This is a genomic window from Dyella jejuensis, assembly GCF_044904675.1.
In the GTDB taxonomy this organism is placed as follows: domain Bacteria; phylum Pseudomonadota; class Gammaproteobacteria; order Xanthomonadales; family Rhodanobacteraceae; genus Dyella_B; species Dyella_B jejuensis.
In genome coordinates this window covers 1-1,338 of sequence record NZ_JADIKJ010000053.1, presented here as the reverse complement: position 1 = coordinate 1,338, position 1,338 = coordinate 1, and the positions used below count along the sequence as shown (strand labels likewise).

Below are 1,338 nucleotides of genomic sequence, written 5' to 3'. Positions count from 1 at the left end.
CCCAACGTAGTAGCCAAGTGCAGGATAGTCGCCTATCCGCCCTCTACGCGGCGCAGGCAGCCCAGGCGCTGTTCTCCCCCGGTGCCGCCCAAGGCATGAACCTGCCGGGTGGGCAGGACGGTTACGATGCATTGAAGAACACGGCGCAAGGCAACGCCGGCATCGACTTCAAGCTTGGCATCGGTGGCAGCAGCGCCAGTAGCACGATGACCACGCACGATGAGGCCACCTATGGCAGCCATATCAGCAGCCAGGGCAATGTCACCATCGCGGCTACCGGCGGCGACCTGAACATCGTCGGCAGCCAGGTTAGCGGCCAAGATGTCGCACTTGCTGCACAAAACAACCTCAACCTACTCAGCCAGGCAGAAAACCACACGCTTCAAAACAACAACGAAAACACCAGCGCCGGCGTCGGTGTGCTGATTGGCAGCAGCGGCTTCGGTATCTATGCCGAAGCTGCCGTTGGCAAGGGCAATGCACACGGCAACGGCATGACGCACACCGACACCACCGTGAGCGCCAACGGTACGTTGACACTCGTCAGCGGCAACGACACCACGATCAAGGGTGCGCAGCTCACCGGTCAACAGGTGATCGGCGCCATCGGCAACAACCTGCTGATCCAAAGCGAACAGGACACCGACGACTACGCCAGCAAGCAGATGCAGGCCAACGGCCAAGTGGTGATCGGCTATGGCGGCATGAGCAGTGGCGGCGGCTTGAGCTACAACCAGAGCAAGACCGACAGCCATTACCAGAGCGTGACCGACGTGAGCGGCATCCAGGCCGGTAGCGGTGGTTTCACCATCGCGGTGGGCGGCAACACGCACCTGGTCGGCGGCGTGATCGCCAGCAGTGCCGATCCGAGCGAGAACGTCCTCGACACCGGCAGCCTCACTGACGAGACCATCCGCAATGAAGCCAACTACAGCGCCAGCAGCATCGGCATTGGCGGTGGTTACGGCTCGAATGGTGGTGGCTACGGCAACAGCGGCTTCAGTGGCGGCCTGAACCTGGGCATCGCGCAGAAAGGAAATAGCAGCAGCGATACCAGCGCGGGAATCGCACAAGGCACGATCGTCGTGCGCGATAACCCCACTCAAGACCTGGGTGGGTTAGATCGAAACCCCTCGCTCGACAACCAGGCGCTGGCTCCGATCTTCGATGCGCAGAAAGTGCAAGAGAAGTTGGAGAGGGGGCAAGTCGCCGGACAGGTCGGCATGACCGCAGCTGGTGATCTGGCGAGCACGATGGGCTGGGCCGAAGGCAGTCCCGAACGCACCATTCTGCACGGGGTGGTGGGCGCAGGTATTGCCGCGTTGGGCGGCGGCAATG

1 protein-coding gene is annotated in these 1,338 nt (G+C 62.2%); it reads left to right on the top strand.

Annotated features, from left to right (window positions below; translation table 11 throughout):
• A partial coding sequence (locus ISP15_RS18230) for a hemagglutinin repeat-containing protein (RefSeq protein ID WP_404549409.1) occupies window positions 1-1,338 on the top strand: 1,338 nt, incomplete at both ends.